A 25,533-nucleotide genomic window follows, 5' to 3' on the forward strand; every position below is an offset into this window, starting at 1 on the left:
TCTGGGCGAGTTCTGGCACCAGTCGTAGTGTGAGGTGAACACTGGAATAAGTGATGTGGATCACACATACGATTGGGTCGCTGAACCGGTGGGTGCCCGCATCGACGTACGACCGACGAGGTCGTGTCAGGCGAGGGTCCCGGCAGCGCCTTCTGGAGGAAATGTGGACAGTACCGTTCCCGGACACACCGACAGTTCAGGTCTCGGCAAGGGCCTGAAACGCAGGCACATGAACCTCATCGCCCTGGGCGGGGTGATCGGCGCCGGTCTCTTCGTGGGCAGCGGTGTCGTCATCGGCGGGGCCGGCCCCGGCGCGATCATCTCCTTCCTCATCGCAGGCATCATCACGTTGCTGATCATGCGGATGCTGGCGGAGATGGCGGTGGCCCGGCCGGTGGTCGGATCGTTCTACGTCTACGCCCGCCAGGCCCTGGGGCGCCGCGCCGGGTTCGCGACGGGGTGGATGTACTGGTACTTCTTCGTCATTGTCGTCGCCGTCGAGGCGATCGCCGGTGGCCGGATCCTGCAGCTCTGGCTGCCGATGATCCCGCTGTGGCTCCTGAGCCTGGGGTTGATGCTCCTGCTGACGGCCACCAACATGGTGTCCGCCCGCTCCTACGGCGAGTTCGAGTACTGGTTCTCGTCGATCAAGGTCGTGGCGATCGTTCTGTTTCTCGGGATGGGGGCCCTGTGGATCACCGGGCTGTGGCCCGATTCGACGCCCGGGCTCGGCAACCTCGTGAACCACGGCGGCTTCACCCCGCTCGGCTGGGGCGCGGTGCTCGCGGCGGTCGTCCCCTGCGTCGCCTTCTACACGGGAGCCGAGATCGTGACGATCGCGGCCGCCGAGTCGGAGGAGCCGAAGCGTGCTGTCGCCCACGCCATGCGGTCGATCGTGGTGCGGATCGTGACGTTCTACGTCGGTTCGATTCTCGTGGTCGTCACGATCCAGCCGTGGAACACCGAGAGTGTGGGTGTGAGCCCGTACGCCGCGGTGCTCGAGGTCCTGGGAATTCCGGGTGTCGCGACGATCATGAACTTCATCGTCCTCACGGCGGTCCTCTCCTGCCTGAACTCGGCGCTGTACACCACGTCCCGAATGTTGTTCGCGCTCACCCGCAACGGCGACGCCCCGAAGTTCTTCACGACACTGTCCCGCAACGGTGTGCCCCGTCGTGCGATCCTGCTCGGCACCACCGTCGGATACGTCTCCGTCGCCTGCACGTACGTGTGGGGCGACGTCGTCTTCGGCTTCCTCGTCAACTCGTACGGCGCCGTCGCGCTCTTCGTGTACCTCCTGATCGCCATCTCCCAGGTGGTGCTCCGGCGTCGACTCGAGCGCGAAGACCCAGCCGCACTGCAACTGCGGATGTGGTTGTTCCCGTGGCTGAGCTACGCCACCATCGCCCTGATGGCCGCCGTCATCCTCGCGATGGCGTTCCTGCCGACCACCCGCTCCCAGTTCCTCATGAGCGGTCTGACGTTGATCGTCATCCTGATCAGCTACGAGGTGCGGAAGTTGCTCGGCAAGGGCGGTCGCGACGACGAATCGCTGTCCGGTGCTCCCCCGATCGGTTCCGCGGACGAGTCGGTTGCGGAGGCGGAGAAGCGCATCGAGTCCGTGGAGACGCTCGGCGGCTCGGACATCGAACTGCTTGCCGCGGCACAACAGAAGCCGCACACCCATCGTCATCAGAGGAGACAGTCGTGAACAATTCCGCCGTCGGTACGGCACGCGTCAAGCGTGGCATGGCCGAGATGTTGAAGGGCGGGGTCATCATGGACGTCGTCACCCCCGATCAGGCGAAGATCGCCGAGGATGCCGGTGCGGTCGCGGTGATGGCGCTCGAGCGGGTGCCCGCGGACATCCGGGCGCAGGGTGGGGTGTCCCGGATGAGTGATCCGGACATGATCGACGGCATCATCTCCGCGGTGTCGATCCCGGTGATGGCCAAGGCCCGGATCGGGCACTTCGTGGAGGCGCAGATCCTGCAGTCCCTCGGGGTCGATTACGTCGACGAGTCGGAGGTGCTGACCCCGGCCGACTACGCCAATCACATCGACAAGTGGCAGTTCACCGTCCCGTTCGTGTGTGGTGCCACCAATCTCGGTGAGGCGCTGCGGCGGATCACCGAGGGTGCGGCGATGATCCGGTCCAAGGGGGAGGCCGGTACCGGTGACGTGTCGAACGCGACCACGCACATGCGGACGATCGGTGGGGAGATCCGCCGGTTGACCTCGCTCAGCGAGGACGAGCTGTATGTGGCGGCGAAGGAGTTGCAGGCGCCGTACGATCTGGTCGTCGAGGTCGCCAAGGCCGGGAAGTTGCCGGTCACGATGTTCACTGCCGGTGGCATCGCCACCCCGGCGGATGCGGCGATGATGATGCAGTTCGGTGCGGAGGGTGTGTTCGTCGGGTCGGGGATCTTCAAGACGGGTAACCCGGCGGAGCGGGCCGCGGCGATCGTGAAGGCGACCACGTTCTTCGACGACCCGGATGTGCTCGCGAAGGTTTCCCGTGGGCTGGGTGAGGCGATGGTCGGGATCAACGTCGACGACATTCCCGTCCCGCACCGGCTCGCCGAACGCGGCTGGTGACGTTCTGATCCCTGCTCCTCCGAAACCACTGTGGGCCGGTTCCGCTGTCGTGCAGCAGAACCGGCCCACAGTCGTCGTTCAGCCCAGCAGTTCGGGGATCTTCGCTGCGCTCTCCAGGATGTGCGTGTGGGGCTCCGGACGCAGCGTCGCCGCGTCGTGTGCGCCGGTCAGGACACCCACCACGTACCGCGCCCCGGCGTTCGTCCCTGCTCGGAGATCGTTCGGGGTGTCACCACCCACCAGCACCGCGTCGACGCTCTGCACTCCGGCGAGCTCCATGGCGCGGAAGATGAGATACGGCGACGGCCTGCTCATCCGCACCTGATCGCTCGTGATCACACCGTCGATGTCCCGCCCGATCTCCCACCCGACCTGCTCCAGTAGCGGTTCCGCGATCTCGCGGGAATAGCCGGTCTGGAGAACGATCTTGATGCCGCGCTGCCGCAACGCACCGAAGGCATCGTGAACCCCGGGCAGTGCGGTGGGCGGTGTCTTCCGGTACGCGTCCAGAAGCATTGCGGTGAAATCGGATTCGACGGCGTCCAGGACATTCTTCTCAGCCGGCACCCCGGTCTCCCGTAGCAGTCCCTCGATGGCCTGCCGCTTGCCCGTGCCCTTCCACCGGTCGAACCGAGCGTCCGGAATCGGCTCGCCGAGGTGCTTCTCGACGGTGTCGCGCAACGCGACGTACACGGCGCCGCCTTCGTCGACGCTCGTTCCGGCAATGTCCAAGGTGACCAGGGAAACCCCGTGTGCGGTCATGGGTGTGACTCCTTCACTGTTGCGTCACTGGCAGGTGATGGCTGTCAGTGGCCGATCATCGACAGCACGTCGGCAATGACGTCGCTGTTGGTACCGTGCGACAGATCGAGTGTCCGGCAGCGGTCGTAGTACGGGCTCAGATCCAGCCCGACTCCCAGTCCGTACACCTCGACGGCCCGCTCGTCCTCGTGTCGCTCGACCACGACCTGCAGGTGGTGGTCCAGGTAGAACTCGTCGTTGGCCAGGGCGGTGGCGCCGTCCAGTGGGCTTCCGTCCGAGATCACGAACAGGAGCCTGCGGCCCTGAGGGTCTCGCATCCGGGAGCACGCCCAGTCGACGGCCTCACCGTCGACGCCCTCTTTGAACAGGTCGTTCTTCAGCAGCCCGGCGATCGCGGGACGGGCTCGGCGCCAGGAAGTCTCGGCGTCCTTGAACACCAGCTGCCGGACCTCGTTGAGCCGTCCCGGGTCGTGCGGACGGCCCGACCGGAGCCAGTCTCGGCGGGCTCGGCCCCCGTTCCATGCAGCGGTCGTGAAACCGAGGATTTCGCACCGGGCGTCGGCCAGTTCGAGGGCCCGGGCGAACACGTCGACCAGCACCGCGACCGGTTCGCCGAACTCCTTCATCGAACCGGAGCAGTCGATGAGGAAGGTCACCGTCGTGTCGGTGTGCGGCTCGGTGCGTTCGGCCCGGAAGAGTCTGCGCTCGGTGGGCGAGGTGACCAGCTGGGCGAGCCGCCGACCGTCGAGGTACCCCTCTTCCCGGCCGCCTTCCCATCCGTCGCGGACCGGTTCCGAGAGCAGCGCCTTCAGCTGCCGTCCGAGTTTCCGGACGTTGAGATGCTGCGTGTCGATGACGAGGTCGAGTCGCCGGCGGTAGTCCTGGAGCAACTCGGGGCGGACGAGGGACGCGATCTGCCGGGTCTCGTCGTAGGCGCGGGTGAACACGCGGTATCCGTCTCCGCCCTCCCCCAGCGCGCGACTGCGTCCCGACACCGCGGTCGCGACGGTCTCGTCGTCGGGGTCGAAGTCGAACAGGAGGGAGAACGCCGCCCGGCCGTCGCTCCGGTCGTCGGACGAGCCGTCCGTGTCGGCGGGTGACTCCAGGTGACGGCCGATCAGCTCGGCGACGTCCTGTGCGTGGACGCCGAAGTCGTCTTGCGAGAAACGGGTTCGACGCAGCCACGGGAGGTGGTCGCCGAGAACGGCGGCGAGAGCGAACCGCGTCGATTCGATCAGGTCCTCGGTGGCCTCGGGAACCGGCTCGGCGGTGATCCGGGCCCGGCACATCTGCGTCACCGTGAACAGCAGCATCCCGTGCACGGTCTCGGTCAGACCGGACGTCACGTAGTCCTGCGACCACTGCGCGAAGCGGTGGGAGAGGTTGGCGCGCACGCCGCTCCACGCGTCGGCGGCCAGCGACTCGACGCGGAACTGTTCCAGGATCTCGAAGATCAGCCGGCCCGCCGTGTCGTCCGGGCACAGGCTGCGATGCAGGACGGGGTCGGTGTTGAGGAGGCGCGACGCCATGCCGTCCGCCGCACCGCGGAAGGATGCGAAGTCGGCGCCGTCGAACGACGGGTGCAGGTGTGGGGCGGGCATCGGCACGCGCCGATGTCCGCGATGGAGTTCCGGTCCGCGAAAGTGCAACCCACCCTGACCCGCGAGGGCGCGGATCGCGCCGGCACAGAGTTCGTGCACCTCCTGCTGACGGCGGACCGACGCGGGGCGCACAGGCAGTTCTGTCATGACTGCCCGCTCAGGCCGTGCTCGTTGCGAGCATCGCAGACCGCTCCAGTTCCGAGTCGAAGCATCGCTGGAAGTACTCGGCGACGACGGGCCGCTCGGCCTCGTCGCATTTGTTGACGAACGACAACCGGAATGCCAGCGCCGGGTCGTGGAAGATCTCGATGTTCTCGGCCCAGGTGATCACCGTGCGCGGCGACATCAGCGTCGACAGGTCGCCGACCCGAAAACCGCTCCGCGTCAGGTTGGCCACGGCGACCATCGACCCGATGAGCTCCCGGCTCAGCGACGGCACCCGCGCGGACACGATCTCGATTTCCTGTTCCGCGGGGAGGTGATCGAGCGTCGCGACGATGTTCCAGCGATCGATCTGCGCGTGATTGAGCCGCTGCACACCGTGATACAACCCGTTGAGATTGCCGAGGCCGACGGTGTTGGCGGTGGCGAACAACCGGAAGGCCGGATGTGGAGTCAGGACCCTGTTCTGATCGAGCAGGGTGAGTTTCCCGTCGCGTTCGAGGAGACGCTGGATGACGAACATGACATCGGGGCGGCCGGCGTCGTATTCGTCGAGTATGAGCGCGACGGGTCGCTGCAGTGCCCAGGGCAGGATGCCTTCCTGGAATTCGGTGACCTGCTTGCCGTCTCGCAGCACCACCGCGTCCCGGCCTATCAGGTCCAGCCGGCTGAGATGTCCGTCGAGGTTGACCCGCACACACGGCCAGTTTAGCCGCGCCGCGACCTGTTCGATGTGCGTGGACTTGCCGGTGCCGTGCAGACCCTGCACCATCACTCGTCGGTTGCGGCTGAACCCGGCGAGCAGGGCCGTGGTCACCGCGTGATCGAACCGGTACGCGGGGTCGACGTCGGGGACGTGGTCTACGGGTTCGCGGAAGGCGCGCACCGTCAGGTCGGTGTCGAGTCCGAACAGCTCGCGTGCTGACACCACGTGGCTGGTTGTCGCAGTGGTCATTTCGGGCATGCGCCCTCCTTCAGTTCAGGTCTGACGAAGCGTCGTCCATGACCTCGTTCTCGATCTCGCCGATGGCGTCGGCTGCCCGCCGGAGTGCGGGCAGAAGCTTGAGCGCCTTGTCTGGGGTGAGTCGCATGACTGGGGCCTGGACCGCGATGCAGAGATTGGAATTGCCTGTGGCACAGGGGACGAGCACCGCGGCGCACACGAGGCCGGGGAGGAACTCTTCGTCGTCGATGGCGTAGCCGTCGCGGCGGACCTGTTTGAGTTCGGTCTCGATCAGCTCGATGTCGGTGACCGTCTTGTTGGTGTACCTCTCGAGCGGCATCCGCCCGAGAAGACGCCGGCGCTGGGCGGGGCTGAGCTGCGACAGGATCATCTTGCCGCTGGCCGAGCAGTGCGCGGGCACCCGCGAACCAGCATGGAGTGTAAACCGAAGGGGCTCGGAGGTTTCCACGCGGTCGAGATACACCACTTCGCTGCCCGACAGGGTGGTCACGTTGCAGCTCTCCCCGAGTTCCGCGACGAGGTTCCGGAGGATGGCGTGCCGCGCGCCGTGGTGGGTGTCGTTGAGCAGCAGATTCTCGGCGAAACGTCGCAGGCGCACGCCGGTGCCGTAATGCCTGCCGTTGTTCTGCCGGGTGAGGAGTCCGGCGCCCTCGAGCTGCTGGAGCATGCGGTGCAGGGTCGGTTTGGCCATGCCCGTCTCCTCGACGAGCCCCTGCAACGTGAACAGCTGGTCCTTGGACGCGATCATCTCGAGCAGTGCGAACAGGCGGAGCGTCGGTGTGTCTCCGGGTAGCTCCGTTGCCGGGTGTCCGTTCGACTCGTCGATCCGGTGAATCTCACCCACGGTTCCTCCTTGGCCGAAACGGCGACGCATTCGCATCGTGTATCGAAAAATCATACATGTCGTTCCAGTTTTAGGAACATTCATTGACGAAGTGTGTGACGTGGCCTACTGTCACTGCAGATCACAAAATCACGAACGAAACGTTCCGATTTTTGACATTCTCTGCCGGTTCCGGCGCGCCCTTGAAGGAGGATCACACATGAGCAAGAAGAAGAACGGTGCCGATCGCACCGCTGTCTCCGGTGTACAGAAGATGACGCCGTCGGAGGCGTTCGTCGAGACGATGGTCGCCAACGGCGTCACCGACATGTTCGGCATCATGGGATCCGCCTTCATGGATGCGATGGACATCTTCGCTCCCGCCGGCATTCGACTCGTCCCGGTCGTGCACGAGCAGGGCGCGGGACACATGGCCGACGGATATGCCCGGGTCAGCGGGCGGCACGGCATGGTGATCGGGCAGAACGGTCCGGGTATCAGCAACTGTGTCACCGCGATCGCCGCCGCGTTCTGGGCGCACAGCCCCGTCGTCATCGTCACTCCCGAGGCCGGCACCATGGGAACGGGCCTGGGCGGCTTCCAGGAAGCCAACCAGCTGCCGATGTTCCAGGAATTCACGAAGTACCAGGGGCACGTAAACAACCCGAAGCGCATGGCCGAGTTCACGGGCCGCTGCTTCGACCGCGCGATGTCCGAGATGGGCCCGACGCAGCTCAACATTCCGCGCGACTTCTTCTACGGTGAGATCGAGACGGAGATCCCGCAGCCCACCCGCCTCGACCGCGGTCCCGGTGGCGAGACGAGCCTGAACGAGGCGGCTGAACTGCTGGCGCAGGCCGAGTTCCCGGTGATCGTTTCCGGCGGCGGCGTGGTGATGGCCGACGGTGTCGAGGAGTGCAAGGCACTCGCCGAGCGTCTCGGCGCCCCCGTCGTCAACAGCTACCTGCACAACGACTCGTTCCCCGCCAGCCACCCGCTGTGGACCGGACCGCTCGGCTACCAGGGTTCCAAGGCCGCGATGAAGCTGATCAGCCACGCGGACGTGGTGCTCGCCCTCGGCACCCGCCTCGGCCCCTTCGGGACTCTCCCGCAGCACGGCATGGACTACTGGCCGAAGAATGCCAAGATCATCCAGATCGACGCCGACCACAAGATGCTCGGTCTGGTCAAGAAGATCTCCGTCGGGATCTGCGGTGACGCGAAGGCCGCTGCCGTCGCCCTCACCGAGCGGCTCGAGGGCAAGTCCCTCGTCTGCGACGCCAACCGTGCGGCACGCGGCGAGAAGATCGACGCCGAGAAGGCCGCGTGGGAGAAGGAACTCGACGAATGGACGCACGAGCGCGATGCGTTCAGCCTCGACATGATCGCCGAACAGGAAGGCGAGGACGGCAACTGGCTGCACCCGCGTCAGGTGCTGCGGGAGCTGGAGAATGCGATGCCGGACGACGTGATGGTGTCCACGGACATCGGCAACATCAACTCCGTCGCCAACAGTTACCTCCGGTTCGAGAAGCCGCGCAGCTTCCTCGCCCCGATGAGCTTCGGTAACTGCGGTTACGCGCTGCCGACCATCATCGGCGCGAAGGCGGCGGCACCGGAACGGCCCGCCATCGCCTACGCAGGCGACGGCGCCTGGGGAATGAGCCTGGGCGAGATCATGACGGCTGTCCGGCACGACATCCCGGTCACCGCCGTCGTCTTCCACAACCGGCAGTGGGGTGCGGAGAAGAAGAACCAGGTCGACTTCTACAACCGCCGCTTCGTCGCCGGTGAGCTCGAGAGCGAGTCCTTCGCCGGAATCGCACAGGCGATGGGCGCCGAGGGCATCGTGGTGGACAAGCTCGAAGAGGTCGGTCCCGCACTGCAGCGCGCGGTCGCCGCACAGATGAACGAGGGCAAGACGACGGTCATCGAGATCATGTGCACCCGCGAACTCGGCGACCCCTTCCGCCGCGACGCGCTGTCGAAGCCGGTTCGCCTGCTCGACAAGTACAAGGACTACGTGTAGTCCGCTCCCTGCGAGCACGTGGCCCCCGGCGCTCACGCCCGGGGGCCACGCCCCGTGCGTTCCTGGTACCGACGATTCGACGCCGTCTGGACCTGTCGCTTCGCCGCCGCGACCCCCACACTTCTGACGGAGACAACGGCGAACGGAAGCGGTGCAACAGGGTATGGCGGCAACGGTGTGGGATCTGTCGTTGCCTGTCCTCCTCTTCGCGCTCGGCGTCGTGGTGGCCGGCGGAGTCGTCCGCGGTTTCGGTGGGTTCGGTGGCGCGATGGTGTGGGTTGCGGGACTCGTCGTCCTGCTCCCGCCGACGTCGGTGATCCCCACCGTGTTCGTCCTCGAGGTCGTCGCGAGCGCCGCGATGCTGCCCCAGGTGTGGCGGCAGGTTCACTGGAAGTCGTTGCGCTGGTTGTTCGCCGGCACCCTGATCGGAATGCCGCTGGGGATGTGGGCGCTCACGCAACTGTCCGGCGACCTGGTGCGCGTACTGCTGGGTGTCGCGATCATCGGCTCCGCCTTCACCATGGCCGCGGTCCCCGACCGGCAGTCGCTGCCCGGCCCCGGGTTGACCACGGTGACGGGGGTGGCGTCCGGTCTCCTCAACGGCGGCTTCGCGCTCGGTGGCCCGCCCGCCGTCCTGATGTACTTCTCCGCGTCCTCCCACGTGGCGGCCGGGCGCGCCTCGCTCGTCGTGTTCTTCCTCGTCATCGACGCGTTCGGCGCCGCGGGGTCGGCCGCCGGTGGTCTCCTCACCGTGCCCGTCCTCGCACAGATCGCCCTGTTCACGCCGCTCTGCATGTTCGGAGCCGCCGCGGGGAAATGGCTGTTCGACCGCACCACCGCCCAGCAGGTCCGTCAGCGCGTGCTGTGGCTACTCGGCTTCCTCGGCGCCGCCGTCCTCGTGCAGGTGGCGTTGCGCTGATCGCGTATCCCGTGAGCCCGAATCACCCGAATCACGCTGGAACAGACTCAGACTCGACACCGAGCGCTGCAGGCCGTCGAGGGTCCGGGGATCCCAGCCGGTCAGCTGTTGCCAGCGGTCGAGCCGGTAGGTGATCGAGTTCGCATGCAGGTGGATGTCCCGCCCGGCCGCGCTGATGGAGAATTCGTTGCGGGCGAAGGCCAATACCGCCTCGACGAGGTGCGGATGGTCCGCGGCGACGGCGACACCCGGCTCCAGCAGCGTGGCGAGCTCGTTGCGATGGTCGGCCAGGGTGGCGGCCACCCATTCGTCGGCGAAACGGACCACCCCGCCGGTAGGCGAGGCCAGATGCAGGACTCGGCGCGCGTCCGTGATGCTCATCGCCGCGCCGGCCAGGCCGGGGCGGCCCAATCCGACTCCGACCGTTGTCCCCGGGTGACCGAGCTGGACCTCGCGGATGATGTCGTCGACCGGTGCGCGCTGGCTCAGGGCGATTATGACGGTGCCGTGCCCGCTGCATTGGGTGGTGCCCGGGATCGTGTCCAGGGTGCGTTGCAGCCGTTCGAGCGCCGCCTCCGACCACTCCTCCGCGGCGACGCACACCGCTTGGAACTCGTGCTGCGGTGTGAAACCCAGCGCCTCTGCCAGCTCGCGCACATCACGGTGGTCGCCGTCGACCGAACTCGCGAGGGCCTCGAAGAACCGGTATCGCATCCCCGCGCGGATGGCCTGTTCGCTTCGGGTCGCGTCGGTGTGCCCGACGGCGACCGCGCTGGTGGCGGTGTGGACGAGATCCCACATCATGCCGCCCGCACGCAGCAGGTCGGTTGTCGGCTCGGCGGCCGTGGCCACCATCGTGTTCCACAATTCGCGGGACGCGATGTGGTACGTCTCGATGACGTCGGACAGTGGCAACCCCTGCATGGCCCGGCGCCGGCCGAGCTGACGCGAACGCTCGAGGACGTCGTCGGCGAGCGGTTCGCTCTCCGCGAGGGCGCGCAACGTCGCCGCGAGCTGGCGACTGATGTATCCGCGCTGCTCGTCGATCGGAACGGCAGCGTACGACTGCAACTCGGCGCGGATCTGACCCACCGCCCGGTCGGTTACCGAGTCGATCTCCTCCGAGACCTGTCGGCACAACCGCTGGATCGTGTCTTCACCCACGGACTCGGGCACCCTCTCTCTCGCTTTCCGCACTCCCGTGAAATTCACGAACCGCCTCGGCGTTTTCCGGGATTCGCCCATGGCCCGAAGGGAGTGATTCAGACCACACTAGTGCCAGAGTGCACGTCGACCGGCACCGGACCCAACCCGCGACGCCGGTGGACGCAGTCGGAATAGGAGACAAAACAATCATGTCCAACGAGGCAAAAAGCGCCTTACTCGCGATAGGTGTCCCGTTCGCCGGGGTCCTGGGGGGCATCGTCGCCCTGTCCGGATCCACGGCCACGGTCTTCGGAGTCCCCATCCTGTTCGCGTGGTTGTTCCTGTGGATGCCGCTCACCTCGCTCTGCCTCCATCTTGCCTGGAAGCTTTTCGACCGCAAGGACTTCGAAGCTGCCGAGCGCGCCGAATCGGCCGCTGAGAGCGCTCGGATCGGAGACCGGTCATGACCGCGGCCTTCTTTACCCTCGTGCTCGTCCTCGCCCTCGGGGCAGGCGTGCTGTCGCGGCGCGGCAGCAAGAAGGAGATCTCCGACTACCTGGTGGGTGGCCGGTCGTTCGGTCCGCTGCTGGTCTTCATCCTGGGAGCGGGTGAGGCGTACAGCATCGGCACCCTGATCGGGTTCCCCGGCGGCGTGTACGCCCACGGGGCGAGCTACGGCGTCTGGTTCATCGGGTACATCCTGCTGGCCTACCCGATCGGATACTTCTTCGCCCCCTACCTCTGGCGCGCGGGTAAGAGATACGGCGCCATGACGCTGCCCGATGTGGCCGGGCGCCACTTCCGGTCGCGTGGGCTGGAATTGACGATCGCCATCGCTTCGGTCGTATTCCTCATCCCGTGGGGTCAGCTTCAGCTCGCCGGGCTGCAGATCGCGCTGACCGGTCTGGGTATCTCCATCGACCCCACCGTCGCGGTATTCGCAGGCGCAGCCCTCGCGCTGCTGTTCCTCATGTTGTCCGGGGTGCGCGCCCCCGCATTCGTGTCGTACGTCAAGGACACAGCCCTGTTGCTCGGCGCCGTCCTGATCGGACTGGCGGCAGTGATCGAGACCGGTGGCACCGAGAAACTGTTCGCCGCGGCGGCCGCCAGTGCCGGCGGCTCGGCCTCACACTCCACGGTCACCGGGTCGTCACTGACCTTCGTACTGACGACGATCGTGTTCCAATCGGTCGGGTTCTTCATATTCCCGATCATCGTGCAGGCCGTGCTCGCGGCGAAGTCCGAGGCGACGATCAAGCGGGTCGCCAAGTTCAATCCCCTGTACATGCTGATGTACCCGTTCCTCGTCGCCGCCGCCTTCGGGGCGATCACGCTGCTGCCGACGAAGCTCGAGGGCACGGAATCCGACCAGGTGCTCTTGCAGTTGTCGCGACAACTGTTGCCCGACTGGCTGACCGGCGTCGTCGCAGGCGGCGCGGCCCTCTGTGCGATCGTGGTGCTGTGCGGGGCGGCCCTCGGAATCGGCGCGATCGTGTCGCGCAACATCATTCCCGGGATCCCGGAGTCCCGCCAACGGGTCTGGGTGCGTGGCGTCGTCGTGGCGTACCTCGGTATCTCGCTCCTGCTCACCCTCGCGACACCTCAGCTCCTGCTGACCCTGGTCAACACGGCGTACTACGGCGTCACCCAGGCCGCGGTGGTCTTCGCGACGATGGTCTTCGGATGGAAGCTGCGGCCGGCCGCCCTCGCCATGGGCGTGGTGCTCGGCGACGTCGTGGTGCTGTGGCTGTATCTCGACAAGCACGGTCCCGTGTCCTTGTGGCTCGCCGAGCACGGAGTCAACCTCGGCGCGGCCGCCCTGGTCCTCAACATCCTCTTCGTGGTGTCGACGCGGGTGTTCTGGCCACCCACCGATCCCGTCCGTGGCCTTCGCGCCGACGGCCGAACGTCCGGAACCGCCGCGGGATCCGTGGCCGCACGCAGCGAAGTGGGTGCCTGATGTCCAGGACACTGCTCACCGCCGATTCGATTCACACGCAGGACCCGTCGTCGCCGAGCGTCGAAGCGCTGGTCATCGACGGAGCCGACGTGGTCGCCACCGGCACCAGGAAGGACATGGCCGACTACGCAGGCAGCGGGGCCCGCCGCCTCGACCTGCCCGGCGCCACGGTGATCCCGGGACTGATCGAATCGCACATCCACCCCACCTACGCCGGCCTCACCGACGGCTGGGCGGACTGCCGGACACCACCGTGCCGGTCGATCGCCGACATCCAGCAGGCGTTGCGTGCCGCGGCCACCGGCAGCGGATGGATCAGGGGGTGGGGTTACGACGACACCCAGATCGCCGAGGGACGGCATCCGACGAGGACGGATCTCGACGCCGTCAGCACCGACCGGCCGGTCATCGTGCTGCACATCTGCGGGCACTTCGCCGTCGCCAACACCGCCGCACTCGCGGCCGCAGGCATCGACGAATCCACGGTGCCGGTGGACGACCCGCTGTTCCCCCGCGGGGCCGACGGCCGTCTGACCGGGATGGCGTGGGAAATCGATGCGGTGGCGAGGCTCACCGCGGCGGTTCCCGCGCTGACCGAGCAGGAGGTCAACGGCGCCCTGCTTCGCAGCCTGCTGTCGGCGCGGTCGCGGGGCATCACCACCATCCACGATCTCGGGGTGGGTCTCTCGGCGGGCGAGCAGGAGCTGACCGCCTACCGCTCGCTGGACGCCTCGGGTGAGCTACCGGTGCACGTCGTCGGGTTCCTGCGCGGTGACATGGCGCTCGAGGCCCTCGACGACCGGGGAGTCACGTTCGAACACGCACCCGCGGCCGGAGCACGCTTCCGGCTGGCCGGCGCGAAGTTCTGGGCCGACGGGTCGATCCAGGGGCTGTCCGCCGCACTCCGCACGCCGTACGCGTGCGACCCCAACCATCACGGCGACCTGCTCTACCCGCAGGCGCAACTCGACGAGATGATCCTGCGGGTGCATCGCGCGGGCGGTCAGGTCGCCGTGCACGCCAACGGCGACGCGGCGGTCGGCGCCGCGATCACCTCGCTGAGGAGGGCGCAAGCCACCGACGGCCGGGTGGGACGGCACCGCATCGAGCACTGCCAGGTGAGCGCACCGAGCGACCTGGCCGCGATCCGGGAAGCCGAACTCGGGGTGAGTTTCTTCGTCAACCACGTCTTCTACTGGGGCGATCGTCACCGCGACCGGTTTCTCGGTGCCGAGCGCGCCGCCGAGATGGATCCCCTCGCCTGCGCCGACGAACTGGGGCTGCGATTCGGACTGCATTCGGACTGCCCGATCACCCCGATGGACCCGCTCGCGACCATCAGGACCGCGGTCACCAGGATGACGAGGGGCGGCACCGTGCTCGGCGGGAACCAGCGGATCGGAGTGGATCGCGCGATCCGGGCCATGACCATCGACAGCGCGTACCTGGTGCACGACGAGACCCGTGTCGGAACCTTGACGGCGGGGCGTCGTGCAGACCTGGTGGCGCTGGGCGGCAGTCTCGGGGATCTCGCGGACGGCACCACCGAAATACCCCGTCCCACAATGGTCATGATCGACGGAGAAGCGGCGGATATGCGGTAGTCCGAACGTAAGTGCCTCAGCTGAAACGGAACCCGTCCCCGCCGATCAGGCGAGGGCGGGTTCCGGCTACCGGCGGAAACTCCGGGTGAGCTCCCGGAGGCACTGCACGGCGGCTGGGCGGCGAAATGAAGTACGACGGGTGCCCCGGCGTGGCTGCGGTCGGCGACGGTCACGGGCCGGTGTTGTGGACCCGCAACCGATTCGATGGCGGCGCCGTATCTGGAGCCGGGCGGTCCAGCCCCTCAGCAGGTAACCCGCCCCAGCGGCCGCCGACAACTGCTGAGCATGCGCGCCCCCTCCCGAACGAGTCCGGTGAGGATCGCGGTGCCCTCGGTGGAGGATCTGGCTGACCGTCGTCGGTTTCGCGTCAACCCACCCGGTTGCGGCCCAGAATCCAGGTGTTGACGGTGCCGTCCCGCCGGTAGTCGAGCCGGTCGAGAACCGTGGTGGCGATGACGAGGCCGCGGCCGCGTTCAGCGAGCTCGTCTGGGAGTTCGATGGCTGTGAGGTCGACCGACACGGGATCGCCGTCGTCCTCGAACCGGGCTTCGATCCGGTCCGGCAGGGCACGGACTTCGAGTGTCATGGTCACACTGTCACCGGAAGTGTGCTCGATGATGTTCGCGGCGATTTCAGCGACAGCGGACTCGAACTCGATGCGCCGGGACACGTCCAGCGGGTCGTGCGCCCACAGGTCCGCGAGGAGTTCGTGGACCTCGTCCAGGCTTTCCGGGCGGGCGGTGGTGCGAAGCCGCCGGGAGAAGGAGCCGAGTTCAGCGGCCATCGAATGCGGCATCGACCGAATCGTGTGTTCGAAGTACACGATTGAGGTTGGTCAGCGCGAGTACGGTCTCGACTTGCTCGGTGGGCTGGGCGATGCGGAGGTCGCCACCGGCCTGTCGGGCGGCCTTGAGGCCGGCGATGAGTGCCCCGAGCCCCGAGGAGTCGATGAAGTCGGTGGCGCTGAGATCGACTACCACGCGGGTCGTTCCGCCGTCGACGACGTCGCGCAACAGCTCTCGCAGGCGCGGCGCTGCGACCATGTTCAGCCTGCCGGCCGGACGTACCACCGCCACACCCTCGTCCGTGGTACGGCTCTCGAACTCGATCATGCAGTTTCCTCCTGTCGGAATCCGCGATATCGGACCGCGGGGATGACGACACTCAAGATGACCAGGTCGAACGCGACCCAGAACAGGTTCACACCGACACCGAGGACGGAGATGTTCCCGAGCGCCAGATGAATCACGCCGATCACCGACGCGAGGACGAGTGCTGCCATCGCGATCAGCTGGTATCGCACCAAATACCACGGGGTCGCACCGTGTTCCTGCCGGGTCTTGGGCGTTACCGCGAAGCCCAGCGGCCGCGCTGCGTACACGTTGAGGACAGCGGTCCAGCACGCCTTGATCCAGACCGGGAAGAGGGCGAGGCTGTACTGCTGGCCACGCCAGGTGGGTGTGCCGCGGCTGACCACGAAGAACACCAGTTGGTTGAGGACGAGGAACGGGACGAGACGGCCGAAGAACTCCCAGCTGTATGCCTGCACGGGCATGACGCCAAAGACGAGATATATCACGGGTGCGGCGATGTAGACGACGGCGGCGAAGCCGGAGAGATAACTCCACATCGTCGCCCAGTACATCAGCCGCTGCGCGAGGGTGAGACCACGCTGCAGCAGCGGGTTCTCCCGGAACATCACCTGGATGGTGCCCTGCGCCCACCGCAGTCGCTGAGTCAGCATCGTGCCGGCGTCTTCCGGTGCCAGACCGTGGGCAAGGTTCTCGTGGTGGTAGGCGGTGCGCCAACCGAGTTCGTGCAGTTTCATGCACGTCGCCATGTCCTCGGTGACCGAGATGGTGGCCATCGGCAACACCGGCTGCGCCTCGTCGTCGCGGCCGACGTCAACCGCTCGGATCAGGGTGCGGACGGACTCGATCGCGCCGAGCGGCGACCATTCGCGTTCGGCCAGCCGTGCCAACGCGGCGTCGTCGAGTACCGCGACGGGAGTGTCGGTATCGTGCAGATCCGATTCCAGTGCGGCAATGGCCGCCAGGTCCTCGCGCATCGACCCGACGTCGGCGTCGACGATCCGGCGCGCGGCGGCGTCGACCCGCTGCTGGAAGTCATAAGTAACGTCGGCGAGTGGTCGGTTGCCGCGGAGGGCTTCCCGTGCCGAGTGGACGGCCTCGGTGACATCATCGAGGGCGTCGGCGATCTCTTCCTGGTCCCCGTTCAGCTCGGCCCGAGCTTTCGTGACCACCTTCGCGGCGGTCCGCAGTGCCCGATGTACGTCGCGTTCGACGGCTTCGACATATCCGGCGATGCCGAGCTGCATCAGGGCGTCGCGGCGCAGAACGGCGTTGGACCCGCAGAAGAAGGCGGCGTTCCAGCCGTCTTTGCCCTGTTGGATGGGACCGTAGAAGAGGGGGGCCTGGCTGCCGAGAGGATCGCTCGCGGTCACGTTCACGAAGTACTGCGGTGTCTGGACGATGGCCATCTTCTCGTCCCTGAAGTATCCGAGAGTGCGGTCGAGGATTGCCGGATCGGGTACCTGGTCGGCGTCGAGGACGAGAATGTACTCGCCCTCGGTGAGCAGGAGTGCGTTGTTCAGGTTGCCGGCCTTGGCGTGCCGGGGTTTGTTCGTCCAGGACGCCGCGCGGGTCATGTAGCGCACGCCGAGTTCGTCGGCGGCGTGGGCCAGTTCGGGGCGGTCACCGTCGTCGAGAATCCATGTGGTGTGTGGGTACCGGATCCGGTGTGCCGCGGCTGCGGTCGCGAGCACGAGGTCCTCGGGTTCGTTGTACGTGGTGATGAAGACATCGACGGTGAGGTCGGGCGGCGGCGGTGATGGCGTGGGCCGCTTCCGTAGGCGCCACATCGTCAGTCCGAACAGCAACGAGTCGATCAGACTGTAGGTTTCGGCGATCACCAGCGGCACGGCGATCCACCACGCCGGCCAGTTCACCGAGAACAGCCATCGCCACACGATGTAGTTGAGACCGAGCAGGGCGGTGAGGACGATGAGTATCCGGAGCCCGGCAAGTCGGATGGGTGACACAGGTGTCCTCCTCAGCAGTCGCGCCGTCGAAGCGCGACGACAGTGATGTCGTCGAGGGGTGCGGTGGCAGCGGCGAGGGTATGGACGGCCGCCAGCAGCTGCTTCGGTGACGGGTGCGCAGCGGCGAACGCGGGCACCGACTTCCATTCGCAGTCGGCGTCGTCGAGGTGGTCGAGCAGGCCGTCGGAGCAGATCATGAGCATGTCGCCGGGGTGCAGTGTGGTGTGTTGCGCCGTCCAGGAGTGGTTTTCGATCACTCCCAGCGGGAGTCCGGAGCTGCGAAGCGGTTCCACGGTGCCGTCGCGGCGGACGATCATCGCGAGACCGTGTCCGCCGTCGACATAATCGAGAGCGCCGGATTCGACGTCGAGTGCAGCGTGGAACAGGGTCACGAACGTGCCGGTACGGTCGAAGTCGTCGGCGAGTTGTGCCGCCACAGCAGCCAGTGTGCGTCCGAGGTCGGGGCGATCATCGCCGTATCCGGCCAAGGCATGGGTGACGCCCCGCAACGCGGACCGGACCGAAGCCGTCAGGATCGCCGCGCCCAGGCCCTTGCCCATGACGTCGGCGAGGCTGAACATCGAGTACGGGCCGATCCGGTAATAGTCGTAGAAGTCGCCGCCGACCGCGAAGGCCTGCACGCACGACGATTCCAGGTCGTATCCCGGTAGGTCGATCTCCTGTCGAGGGAGAAGTTCACGCTGAATCCTGGCGGCCTGCTCGAGTTCGTCGGAGTGCTCGAGTTCGCGCTGCGCCCATTCGGCGAGTTCGACGAAAGCGGCCAATTGTGCCGAGTCGAGTCTGCGGGGCTCGGTGTCGTAGATGCAGAACGTCCCGACCGGGTGGCCGCCGGGCCCGTACAGCGGGTAGCCGGCATAGAACCGCACCCCGCCGTCCGCGGCAACCCCGGGCAGATCCGCGAACACCGTATCGCGACGCGCGTCCTCGAGTATCACCATCGGATCCTCCGGATGGTGATACGCACGGGCGATCGTCGTCTCGCACACGGTCTGCGATCGCGGAATGTTCTGCATGTCGAGGCCCTGCGTCGACTTGATCCACTGCCGATCCCGATCGAGCAGCGACACCGCCGACATCGGAACTCCGAAGAGGTGACGCGCCATTCGGGTGATCTGGTCGAAACGCGCCTCTGGTGCGGTATCCAGGATCGCCAGCTGTTCGAGTGAACGAAGCCGCGCGATCTCGGTGTCCGCGGCAATGATCGGAATGTCCATGTCAGCGGTGTTTCCTCCCCAATGCGTCCGCCAGAGCGGCAGTCGATTCCGGCGTGCTCGTCAGCCGCCAGTCGGCTTCCTTGTCGTGATCGAACCATATGAAACCGGACACGTCGTCCTGCGCTGTGAGGAAGTCGACGAGCGTACCGATCCAGTCGGCCTTCGACCCACCGGCTTCGGCGCTGCCTACCTCGGTGACCAGGATCGGTTTACGCGGCGCCAGGTTCCGCAGTTCGTGCAGGCTCGGACCGAAAAGTTCGGCCGCTTCCACCCAGGTACTCCACGGCTGGGTCGTGCCCCAGTTGTATCCGTCCACGCCGAGAACGTCGACGTAATCGTTCCCGGGATACAGGTCAGCCATCGGACTGCTGCCTGTGAATACGACGTTGGGCGCCCACACCCATTTCACGTTGTCGGCGCCCTTCGATGCGAACAGGTCGTGGATGTGACGCCAGGCAGCAATATAGCTGCTCGGCTGCGTTCCCTGGGCCACACTCCACGGGTACCAGGTTCCGTTCGGCTCGTGGGCGAAACGGAGGTAGACCAGTGCGTCCCAGGTGATCAGTTCGTCCGCCCACCGGTACAGGTAGTTGTCGTGGACACCGGCGGCAATCGACGACAACGAGAATTCACTCGACCCGTACCGCCCCTCGTCGAGCCACCGCCAGGGTTCCCAGGTGATCACCGGCACGGCGCCGAGGTCCCGCACGGCCCGCAGGCCGGCGATCGGGGGCGGCGAGGTGAAATCGGAATACGACAGGACCACCGTCGGTGGTTCACCGACAATCTTCGCGACGCCTTCGAATTCCTCGACGGCCGTGGGGCCGCCCGGTGTGCTGACGCCGAACCGCAGGCAGGCGTGTACATCCAACGGGGTCATCGGCCCGCGGCACCCGGACTCACCACCCCCACAGGCGGACACCACGATCGTCACCACCACCGCAGCCAAGCACAACCGAACCACATGACGCCCCATTCCCATCACTCAACACGCACGTGCTGCCACACCATCACCCGGGTACAAAGCGGAACAGTCCCACTGACAGATCCGCAGTACCCGATGAAATCCTCGAGTCCCTCCCTCGACCCCGCGGATATCCCCCTCGTCGACACCACCCATTACAGGTGGTGTCGGCCCGACCACCGTGGGAACGTGTCACCCCAGAGCTACCAGCGCACGCAACTGTCCTCCGTGAGGCGCGCCAGGAACGGGCGCACCTCGTCGTTTGCGACGGGCCAGTATGTCAATTCTTCATCTCCTCCGTCTGATGTGGTACCCATCCCCAACGGATCAAGAAGTCACCATGACCAACCCCCCACGAGTTCGCCAACCCGACGACGGATCGGACGGACGCAACCTCACAGGGTGCGGCGTCCACGTGTGGCAGCCCCGAAAGACAAGCCACCTGCTGCGACCACGGTGAGAAGTCGACGTGCTGCGGCCCGGAGGCGACGGCCGGCGGCGGACGCGGCTGCCAGTAGCCCTCAGAAGACAACGGTGACCTCGCGGTCGCTCGGTCGCAGTCACCAGCGGCGAGGCGCCGGTCTACTCGTCCTCCGATGGCGTCGCTCCGCAGGCGCACGATCCGCTGCGGGGCTGGAAGTCGTGCAATTGGGCCTGGAGGGCGGCGCGGGCTCGTTGGACACGGCATTTCGTGCCGGCCAACGAGATTCCCGCCTCGCCGGACCCCGGGATCCTGTCCGTCAGCGGAAGATCGTCCACACCGCGGCGGCGGCGAGCGCCACCACGACCACGCACATCACGACCGTGAGGAAGTGTTCGTTGTCCGCGAGGAGTTGCTGCATGAGACGAAGTGTGCGGTTTCGGCGCCGGTCGGAGCGAATCGATGAGCATCGACAACCCGGCGCTGATCAATAAGTGCCGGGGCCCCAACGGGTGAGGAGGCTAGTGCGCCTTGGCCGTTCCCTTCCTGCGTGCGGTTGTGTCAGGTCGTGCTTCCTGTGCGGATTCGTCGCCGGACTCCCCCGCCGAATCACTGGGCGTCGTGATCCGACGTTTGCGCAGTCTGTGCGGCTTCGCCTGTTGTTCTTCTTCGACCGCGGGAGACGAACGTCCGTCCACGTCTTTTCCGTGGTCCAGCGCCTCGTCGACGGTGGAATCTTCAAGGTCCCGCGGGTGGGCGTGCCCGCGACGGCCGATCCTCTTCACCCCGGCGACCAGGTGCCCGCGGCCGGCCACGACGTGCGCACCGCCCGACCGGAGGCGGTCGCGGAACGAATCGACGTGCTCGCTGCTGGCATCGGCCGTGGCGGCCGCCGTGTCGAGTAGCGCGCCCCGAACCGAATCGCCCAGTTCCCCGATCTCCGGAGACGAGGCGAGGAACTCGGATCCCTGTGCGAGCAGATCCTCAGGCCCCTTGGGGGACCGCCCGCCCGCTCCAGCGATCTTCACGGCCATCTTCAACTGGTGTGTGCGCCCCAGTAGATATCCGGCGCCGACCGCTGCGACAACCTCAACTTTGGTTTTTGTCTTCCTTATTTTCATCATCGAACCCACCTGCTGTGTGTCGTCACCACGCACTGCGTCGGGCGTCGGGAGCATGTGGAACTACGGCGCGTCGATGCGCGCGAGGCGTATACCCTGACTACCCCGTGTGCCCGGTTCCCAATCGCCCGTCGAGGGCGCTCCGGTGCGCTGCCCGAGTGTGAGGCGGACTTGTCCCGCTGACTACGCGAAGCTCATGCCGGCCGGATCCCGACCAGACGGCGCACCGCCGCGAGTCCCGCGGGCGTTCCTGGCCAGTGGTTGTCGACTGCCGCCGGTCCCGCGCGGCAGGCCACCGACCGCAGACCGAACGCGACGATCACTGGATCGTCGGCACGATATTCCGGCCCATCCCTGACAGGGCGCGGCGCCGCACTCGTGACCGCCACGCCGACCAATCGACGCCGCACCCTCCGGAAATGCTTGGACCACCGATGCCTCGGATTATCTCCAGCAAAAGGTGTAGATTCACTATTGTGATCGATGCAGATCAGGCGTGAATCGGACTGGGAAACTTCGGAGGTTTCGATGTCCGCGGATACGGTCGGCCCCTCGACGCGATCCCGTCGAGGGCTGTACGGCATCTCGCTGGCCGCGGAGCTGTCCGGGTTCGGGATCCAGGCGCTGCGCCTCTACGAGCGGTACGGGATGATCACCCCGATCCGCACCCAGGGGGCACCCGGCGTTACAGCGACTACGACATCGACCGGCTCAAACGTATCGCCGGCCGACATATCCCAACGCACCAACGCCAAGGTTCATCTGAACCCCATCCTCCGCGGGAGGGCTTACAGGTTTATCCCGTTGTGGCACATCCTGATCCAGGATTTTCATGACCGATTTCTCGATTGCGGGGAGGGGTGCGCTGCGGTCAGCGGTGCCATCGCGTCGGTCCGATCCACAGGCCGGTTGCGGGTGGTCGTTGCGAGGGGGTGTCGATCACGAGGCCACGGATCCGGATCGGGGTGGTAGATGGGGTCGGGACCCGCGGGGGCCTCCGATACCGCCCCGGGGGTTCGGCCGCTGCCCGTTGCACATCCACCCGGCACGTGGCTGACTTGCCATGGGCCACGCGGAATTCGGGGTTGCGTAGCAGGGCGTAGGCGGTCAGGACCTGCTGAAGGCGCTCGTCCGCCGACGAGTCGGCCGGCCGGCCGGGTACACGGGTGTCGGGGTGGTGTTCGCGCAACAGTCGCCGGTAGGCGCTGGTGATCTCGGCCGGGGACGCCGCCGGGGACAGCCCCAGTACCAGATATGGATCCTGCTCGGTGGCCATCACCGCTTCCCTTTCGTGCGGTGCGGACGAGGAGGTGGTATCGGGCTCGGGGTGCCGGAACCACCAGGGTGGGACGGGCCCGACCCGCACGAAGGGCCCGCCCCGGCTTGTGACGATGTGGGTGGGCACTGCCCGCCCGAGACGGCCGACAGATTTCCGGATGCCAGTCAATGGCGGTGCGCCTCGATCCGACCATGACGATCATCGGATTCGTGGTCTGCGCAGTTCTCATCGGGTGGTCGGCGGCCGGGCGGGTTGCCCGGGATCGCCGCGCCGCGTGGGAAGGAGATGACAGGTGAAGGAAGGCGGCAACGGCGAACCCTGACACGTGCTCTCGTGTGGTTGATCACCCCTTCCACGACTGTTCATCGGTGAGAGCGCATCGTTGCGGTCGGTCTTTCTCCGGCCTCGGTGGTGAGCGCTGCGTGGCCCGGATCTCGGGGACCGGTGGGATCGACACCGTCCACGACACCGAAGCGAGAGGGGATGGCCGCGGCGGAGCGGCCGGTGCGGTGGCCACCTGGTGGAGCAGGACCACGGCCTGCGGCGTGAGCGCGTCGGCGAGGAGTCGGTCCGAATCGGCCACGAGCAGTGCATATTCGAGTTCGTGCCACGGCCACACCACCTCGCGTTCGGTACGCTCCCCAATCTCGGTGGCGTCCGCCTCTGCGACCATGTTCGCCAATGTCATCTTCTGCTCACCCCCTCCCGAACCTTGTCGCCGCGCTCAGGCGCTGACGGCCTTCCTCTCGGAATGCCCACTGCTGATCTCGATCTTGCGGGGCTTGGCCTTCTCCGCGACCGGGATCGTCAACCGCAGCACCCCGGCGTCGTAGTTCGCCTCGATCCTGTCCGCATCGAGATTCTCACCCAGGAACAACTGCCGGCTGAACACCCCGCGCGGCCGCTCGGCCGCAACCATCTCTCGGTTCTCGTCCAGCGTGGGCCGTTCGGCGCGCACCGTCAGCGTGTTCTTGTCGACGTCCAGATCCAGCGAGTCGGCATTCACACCGGGTAGATCGAACTCCACCACGAACCGGTCCTCTTCGCGCCAGGCGTCCATCGGCATCACCGCCGGACGAGCCGCGGTACCGAGGATCTGTTGCGTCAGACGGTCGAGATCACGGAACGGATCCGTCCGCATCAACATCGTGTCCACCTCCTGAAACCATCTCATTCCATCAGGTAAACTCCAGCAGATGCTGTAGATTTGGTATAGCATCTTCAGTAGGCAATGACAAGGGCCTGCGCGAGAAAATTCCCGATCGGAGCGACATGGCCGCAGAATCCGGGCGTGATGCCGACTTGCCCTCGGTACGTGGCGTTTACAGCATCTCGGTGGCCGCCGAGCTGTCCGGGTTCGGGATCGCGGCGCTGCGCCTGTACGAGGAGTACGGGCTGATCACTCCCCTCCGTACGGGCGGGGGCACCCGCCGGTACAGCGACCACGACCTGGCCCGGCTCGAACGCGTCGCCGAACTCATCGATTCCGGAGTCAACCTCGTCGGCATCGGCCGCGTCCTCGACCTCGAACACCGCACCGGCGAACTCGAACGCGACAACCGGCGCCTGGCCGCAGACAACGCCCAGCTCCGCGCCGAACAAACCCCCGCCACCGAGACCGACCCAGACGCCACCCACCTCGGAGCCGACCCAGACCAGCCGGCGAGCCCGGCATCGGAGACCACTCGAACCAATCACCCACGACGTCAGGCCGGGCAGCGTCCGCGCCGGCGGGAGAGCTCACCCCAGGCACGGGCCACCGGCGAACGCGGACATCACTGACACCGTCGGACCAGGTCCGGACAGTTCTGTCTCGACGATCGCGGCACTGCGGACGTCGCTCTCGCACTCGAGCGCCCCGGCGATCTGCGCCACCGTCTGCCGACAGATTCGGAAACCGAACCCCATCCACGATCAGTGCCGAGAGCGGGACTGCTCGTCGGTCTGCATAGCCGGCACGGCAGCGAACGCGGTGATCAGCAAACCCAGCAGAAGCAGCACATTCATCCTGTCCCCCTGTTGTGTCAGCGCGGACCTATCTGGTGGATCGGTCGGCGGTCGTCGGCGTACATGGCCTCGATCCTCGCTTTGATCTCCGCGGTGCTCATGCCGCCGCTGCGCCGCACCGGCGGCCGCGGGACCGGGGCAACTCTGCGGCTACCGCTATGCGCTAGAAATTAGGACGTGAACTCAGAGCAGGTGTTCGATGGGGATCCGCAGCGGGTGGGCAGCTTCCGCTTTTTCCTGGACGGGCAGCGGTGGGAATGGTCCGATGCCGTCGCCCGGATGCACGGCTACCAGCCCGGTGAGGTCACACCGACCACGAAACTGCTGCTCTCCCACAAGCACCCCGAAGACCACCCGCACGTGGCGCGGGTCCTGGACCGGATGATCAGCGCCGCCGAACCGTTCAGCAGCAGACACCGCATCCTCGACACCGCCGGCGAGATCCACCAGGTCGTCGTCGTCGGGGACCGTCTGTGCGACGACACCGGTGCGGTGATCGGGACGACCGGGTTCTACATCGACCTCACCGACTCCTACCGCGACGAGGTGAACGAGTCGGTCGACGAGGCGGTCGCCGAGCTCGAGCAATCGCGGGCGGTGATCGAGCAGGCCAAGGGTGCGTTGATGCTGGTCTATGGCATTCCCGCCGACCGGGCGTTCGATGTCCTCGTCTGGCGGTCGCAGGAGACCAACACCCGGCTACGTATTCTCGCGGAACGGATCGTCGCCGGGTTCAGTCAGTGTGAGACCGGAGCGGGTCTGCGCACCCAGTTCGATCGCCTGCTCCTCACCGCCCACGAAGGAGCCCGACGCCCGGTGTAGACGGCCGTCGCGGCAGGGTGGTCGGCCTGACCGATGATTTTTCCGCGCCGTGCTG

The 25,533-nt window shown here is 66.6% G+C and carries 23 protein-coding genes and 1 pseudogene; 10 read left to right on the forward strand and 14 right to left on the reverse strand.

Features of this window, described 5'->3' with window-relative positions:
- The first annotated feature begins 163 nt into the window (after window positions 1-163).
- Entirely contained in the window at window positions 164-1,711 is a 1,548-nt protein-coding gene (locus JVH1_RS18685) for an amino acid permease (RefSeq protein ID WP_009476663.1), read from the forward strand.
- Window positions 1,708-2,598 (forward strand): pyridoxal 5'-phosphate synthase lyase subunit PdxS, encoded by an 891-nt coding sequence (gene pdxS / locus JVH1_RS18690; protein ID WP_009476662.1) that lies wholly within the window; start codon window positions 1,708-1,710, stop codon window positions 2,596-2,598. Before JVH1_RS18685 ends, pdxS begins: the two co-directional genes overlap by 4 nt.
- 78 nt (window positions 2,599-2,676) lie before the next feature.
- Here pdxS and JVH1_RS18695 read toward each other — a convergent pair whose 3' ends face one another.
- Genes JVH1_RS18695 through JVH1_RS18710 form a run of 4 tightly spaced genes read right to left on the reverse strand, consistent with a single transcriptional unit; the run spans window position 2,677 to window position 6,931 of the window.
- Window positions 2,677-3,360, reverse strand: a complete 684-nt coding sequence (locus JVH1_RS18695) for a phosphonatase-like hydrolase (protein WP_009476661.1) — start codon at window positions 3,358-3,360, stop codon at window positions 2,677-2,679.
- Between the two features lie 44 nt (window positions 3,361-3,404).
- Window positions 3,405-5,108 carry a cobalt chelatase gene (locus JVH1_RS18700; protein WP_043780276.1) on the reverse strand — a complete coding sequence of 568 codons (1,704 nt, stop codon included), beginning with the start codon at window positions 5,106-5,108 and terminating at the stop codon, window positions 3,405-3,407.
- A gap of 10 nt (window positions 5,109-5,118) precedes the next feature.
- Window positions 5,119-6,087: an AAA family ATPase gene (locus JVH1_RS18705; RefSeq protein WP_009476659.1), complete on the reverse strand. Its 969-nt coding sequence runs from the start codon at window positions 6,085-6,087 to the stop codon at window positions 5,119-5,121.
- Between the two features lie 10 nt (window positions 6,088-6,097).
- Window positions 6,098-6,931: an IclR family transcriptional regulator gene (locus tag JVH1_RS18710; protein ID WP_009476658.1), complete on the reverse strand. Its 834-nt coding sequence runs from the start codon at window positions 6,929-6,931 to the stop codon at window positions 6,098-6,100.
- A gap of 199 nt (window positions 6,932-7,130) precedes the next feature.
- On the opposite strand from JVH1_RS18710, the gene xsc reads away from it, so the two are divergent.
- Together xsc and JVH1_RS18720 are read left to right on the forward strand one after the other, a co-directional pair.
- Window positions 7,131-8,939 (forward strand): sulfoacetaldehyde acetyltransferase, encoded by a 1,809-nt coding sequence (gene xsc, locus JVH1_RS18715; protein ID WP_009476657.1) that lies wholly within the window; start codon window positions 7,131-7,133, stop codon window positions 8,937-8,939.
- A gap of 163 nt (window positions 8,940-9,102) precedes the next feature.
- The gene (locus JVH1_RS18720) at window positions 9,103-9,858 is read left to right on the forward strand and encodes a sulfite exporter TauE/SafE family protein (protein ID WP_009476656.1); all 756 of its coding nucleotides are present in this window, start codon (window positions 9,103-9,105) and stop codon (window positions 9,856-9,858) included.
- Here the strand turns inward: JVH1_RS18720 and JVH1_RS18725 are convergent.
- Window positions 9,808-11,034 (reverse strand): CdaR family transcriptional regulator, encoded by a 1,227-nt coding sequence (locus tag JVH1_RS18725; protein ID WP_043780273.1) that lies wholly within the window; start codon window positions 11,032-11,034, stop codon window positions 9,808-9,810. The genes JVH1_RS18720 and JVH1_RS18725 overlap by 51 nt on opposite strands.
- Before the next feature lie 179 nt (window positions 11,035-11,213).
- On the opposite strand from JVH1_RS18725, the gene JVH1_RS18730 reads away from it, so the two are divergent.
- From JVH1_RS18730 to JVH1_RS18740, 3 genes are read left to right on the forward strand one after another with little or no spacing between them, the layout of a single operon-like run.
- Window positions 11,214-11,471, forward strand: a complete 258-nt coding sequence (locus JVH1_RS18730; protein ID WP_009476654.1) for a DUF3311 domain-containing protein — start codon at window positions 11,214-11,216, stop codon at window positions 11,469-11,471.
- Window positions 11,468-12,964 carry a sodium:solute symporter gene (locus JVH1_RS18735; RefSeq protein ID WP_009476653.1) on the forward strand — a complete coding sequence of 499 codons (1,497 nt, stop codon included), beginning with the start codon at window positions 11,468-11,470 and terminating at the stop codon, window positions 12,962-12,964. Before JVH1_RS18730 ends, JVH1_RS18735 begins: the two co-directional genes overlap by 4 nt.
- The gene (locus tag JVH1_RS18740; protein WP_009476652.1) at window positions 12,964-14,568 is read left to right on the forward strand and encodes an amidohydrolase; all 1,605 of its coding nucleotides are present in this window, start codon (window positions 12,964-12,966) and stop codon (window positions 14,566-14,568) included. Before JVH1_RS18735 ends, JVH1_RS18740 begins: the two co-directional genes overlap by 1 nt.
- Window positions 14,569-14,935: 367 nt before the next feature.
- Here JVH1_RS18740 and JVH1_RS18745 read toward each other — a convergent pair whose 3' ends face one another.
- From JVH1_RS18745 to JVH1_RS18770, 6 genes are all read right to left on the reverse strand, one after another.
- Entirely contained in the window at window positions 14,936-15,352 is a 417-nt protein-coding gene (locus tag JVH1_RS18745; protein WP_016884754.1) for an ATP-binding protein, read from the reverse strand.
- Window positions 15,342-15,680: an STAS domain-containing protein gene (locus tag JVH1_RS18750; protein WP_007298666.1), complete on the reverse strand. Its 339-nt coding sequence runs from the start codon at window positions 15,678-15,680 to the stop codon at window positions 15,342-15,344. Before JVH1_RS18750 ends, JVH1_RS18745 begins: the two co-directional genes overlap by 11 nt.
- On the reverse strand, window positions 15,677-17,629 hold the full coding sequence (locus JVH1_RS18755; RefSeq protein WP_009476650.1) for a glycosyltransferase: 1,953 nt from the start codon (window positions 17,627-17,629) through the stop codon (window positions 15,677-15,679). The genes JVH1_RS18750 and JVH1_RS18755 overlap by 4 nt, the downstream gene beginning before the upstream one ends.
- Before the next feature lie 11 nt (window positions 17,630-17,640).
- On the reverse strand, window positions 17,641-18,864 hold the full coding sequence (locus JVH1_RS18760; RefSeq protein WP_009476649.1) for a PP2C family protein-serine/threonine phosphatase: 1,224 nt from the start codon (window positions 18,862-18,864) through the stop codon (window positions 17,641-17,643).
- Between the two features lies 1 nt (window position 18,865).
- Window positions 18,866-19,744, reverse strand: a complete 879-nt coding sequence (locus JVH1_RS18765) for a glycoside hydrolase family 26 protein (protein ID WP_043780267.1) — start codon at window positions 19,742-19,744, stop codon at window positions 18,866-18,868.
- Window positions 19,745-20,770: 1,026 nt separating this feature from the next.
- Window positions 20,771-21,283 (reverse strand): hypothetical protein, encoded by a 513-nt coding sequence (locus tag JVH1_RS18770; protein WP_237735223.1) that lies wholly within the window; start codon window positions 21,281-21,283, stop codon window positions 20,771-20,773.
- Between the two features lie 615 nt (window positions 21,284-21,898).
- On the opposite strand from JVH1_RS18770, the pseudogene JVH1_RS18775 reads away from it, so the two are divergent.
- Window positions 21,899-22,095, forward strand: a pseudogene (locus JVH1_RS18775) (MerR family transcriptional regulator); the annotation flags it as partial.
- A 146-nt stretch (window positions 22,096-22,241) separates the two neighbouring features.
- On the opposite strand, the gene JVH1_RS18780 reads toward JVH1_RS18775, so the two are convergent.
- The 3 genes from JVH1_RS18780 to JVH1_RS18790 form a co-directional block, all read right to left on the reverse strand.
- Window positions 22,242-22,646 (reverse strand): J domain-containing protein, encoded by a 405-nt coding sequence (locus tag JVH1_RS18780; RefSeq protein WP_009476644.1) that lies wholly within the window; start codon window positions 22,644-22,646, stop codon window positions 22,242-22,244.
- Between the two features lie 346 nt (window positions 22,647-22,992).
- Entirely contained in the window at window positions 22,993-23,337 is a 345-nt protein-coding gene (locus JVH1_RS18785) for a hypothetical protein (protein WP_043780265.1), read from the reverse strand.
- 36 nt (window positions 23,338-23,373) lie between these two features.
- Window positions 23,374-23,796 carry an Hsp20/alpha crystallin family protein gene (locus tag JVH1_RS18790; protein ID WP_009476641.1) on the reverse strand — a complete coding sequence of 141 codons (423 nt, stop codon included), beginning with the start codon at window positions 23,794-23,796 and terminating at the stop codon, window positions 23,374-23,376.
- 125 nt (window positions 23,797-23,921) lie between these two features.
- Here JVH1_RS18790 and JVH1_RS18795 point away from each other — a divergent pair, with 125 nt between their 5' ends.
- Both JVH1_RS18795 and JVH1_RS18800 read left to right on the forward strand, forming a co-directional pair.
- On the forward strand, window positions 23,922-24,431 hold the full coding sequence (locus tag JVH1_RS18795) for a MerR family transcriptional regulator (RefSeq protein ID WP_009476640.1): 510 nt from the start codon (window positions 23,922-23,924) through the stop codon (window positions 24,429-24,431).
- Between the two features lie 402 nt (window positions 24,432-24,833).
- Window positions 24,834-25,478, forward strand: a complete 645-nt coding sequence (locus JVH1_RS18800; protein WP_041811624.1) for a PAS and ANTAR domain-containing protein — start codon at window positions 24,834-24,836, stop codon at window positions 25,476-25,478.
- Window positions 25,479-25,533: the final 55 nt, after the last annotated feature.

The organism is Rhodococcus sp. JVH1 (assembly GCF_000280725.2).
GTDB classification, from domain to species: domain Bacteria; phylum Actinomycetota; class Actinomycetes; order Mycobacteriales; family Mycobacteriaceae; genus Rhodococcus_F; species Rhodococcus_F jostii_A.

Bases quoted from the DNA above. Each gene is read 5' to 3' on its own strand.
- JVH1_RS18695 (WP_009476661.1), bottom strand. From the start codon at position 3,360: ATGACCGCACACGGGGTTTCCCTGGTCACCTTGGACATTGCCGGAACG.
- JVH1_RS18700 (WP_043780276.1), bottom strand. From the start codon at position 5,108: ATGACAGAACTGCCTGTGCGCCCCGCGTCGGTCCGCCGTCAGCAGGAG.
- JVH1_RS18705 (WP_009476659.1), bottom strand. From the start codon at position 6,087: ATGCCCGAAATGACCACTGCGACAACCAGCCACGTGGTGTCAGCACGC.
- xsc (WP_009476657.1), top strand. From the start codon at position 7,131: ATGAGCAAGAAGAAGAACGGTGCCGATCGCACCGCTGTCTCCGGTGTA.
- JVH1_RS18720 (WP_009476656.1), top strand. From the start codon at position 9,103: ATGGCGGCAACGGTGTGGGATCTGTCGTTGCCTGTCCTCCTCTTCGCG.
- JVH1_RS18730 (WP_009476654.1), top strand. From the start codon at position 11,214: ATGTCCAACGAGGCAAAAAGCGCCTTACTCGCGATAGGTGTCCCGTTC.
- JVH1_RS18735 (WP_009476653.1), top strand. From the start codon at position 11,468: ATGACCGCGGCCTTCTTTACCCTCGTGCTCGTCCTCGCCCTCGGGGCA.
- JVH1_RS18740 (WP_009476652.1), top strand. From the start codon at position 12,964: ATGTCCAGGACACTGCTCACCGCCGATTCGATTCACACGCAGGACCCG.
- JVH1_RS18745 (WP_016884754.1), bottom strand. From the start codon at position 15,352: ATGGCCGCTGAACTCGGCTCCTTCTCCCGGCGGCTTCGCACCACCGCC.
- JVH1_RS18750 (WP_007298666.1), bottom strand. From the start codon at position 15,680: ATGATCGAGTTCGAGAGCCGTACCACGGACGAGGGTGTGGCGGTGGTA.
- JVH1_RS18760 (WP_009476649.1), bottom strand. From the start codon at position 18,864: ATGGACATTCCGATCATTGCCGCGGACACCGAGATCGCGCGGCTTCGT.
- JVH1_RS18765 (WP_043780267.1), bottom strand. From the start codon at position 19,744: ATGACCCCGTTGGATGTACACGCCTGCCTGCGGTTCGGCGTCAGCACA.
- JVH1_RS18770 (WP_237735223.1), bottom strand. From the start codon at position 21,283: ATGGCCGTGAAGATCGCTGGAGCGGGCGGGCGGTCCCCCAAGGGGCCT.
- JVH1_RS18780 (WP_009476644.1), bottom strand. From the start codon at position 22,646: ATGGCCACCGAGCAGGATCCATATCTGGTACTGGGGCTGTCCCCGGCG.
- JVH1_RS18785 (WP_043780265.1), bottom strand. From the start codon at position 23,337: ATGACATTGGCGAACATGGTCGCAGAGGCGGACGCCACCGAGATTGGG.
- JVH1_RS18790 (WP_009476641.1), bottom strand. From the start codon at position 23,796: ATGTTGATGCGGACGGATCCGTTCCGTGATCTCGACCGTCTGACGCAA.
- JVH1_RS18795 (WP_009476640.1), top strand. From the start codon at position 23,922: ATGGCCGCAGAATCCGGGCGTGATGCCGACTTGCCCTCGGTACGTGGC.